The organism is Streptomyces massasporeus (assembly GCF_014648995.1).
Lineage (GTDB): Bacteria > Actinomycetota > Actinomycetes > Streptomycetales > Streptomycetaceae > Streptomyces > Streptomyces massasporeus.
The window spans coordinates 1-504 of the sequence record NZ_BMSE01000083.1; the positions used below are offsets into that span (position 1 = coordinate 1).

The window sequence follows — 504 nt, forward strand, 5'->3', positions numbered from 1 at the left end:
TAACCCGTGTGGGGAAGCCGTAGCGAAAGCGAGTCCGAATAGGGCGTTTCAGTAGCACGCTCAAGACCCGAAGCGGAGTGATCTAGCCATGGGCAGGTTGAAGCGGAGGTAAGACTTCGTGGAGGACCGAACCCACCAGGGTTGAAAACCTGGGGGATGACCTGTGGTTAGGGGTGAAAGGCCAATCAAACTCCGTGATAGCTGGTTCTCCCCGAAATGCATTTAGGTGCAGCGTCGTGTGTTTCTTGCCGGAGGTAGAGCACTGGATAGGCGATGGGCCCTACCGGGTTACTGACCTTAGCCAAACTCCGAATGCCGGTAAGTGAGAGCGCGGCAGTGAGACTGTGGGGGATAAGCTCCATGGTCGAGAGGGAAACAGCCCAGAGCATCGACTAAGGCCCCTAAGCGTACGCTAAGTGGGAAAGGATGTGGAGTCGCAGAGACAACCAGGAGGTTGGCTTAGAAGCAGCCACCCTTGAAAGAGTGCGTAATAGCTCACTGGTC

Annotated in this window: 1 rRNA gene; it reads left to right on the forward strand. The window is 56.0% G+C overall.

The features are described 5' to 3' along the window. A 23S ribosomal RNA gene (locus IE153_RS41345) occupies nt 1-504 on the forward strand; the annotation flags it as partial.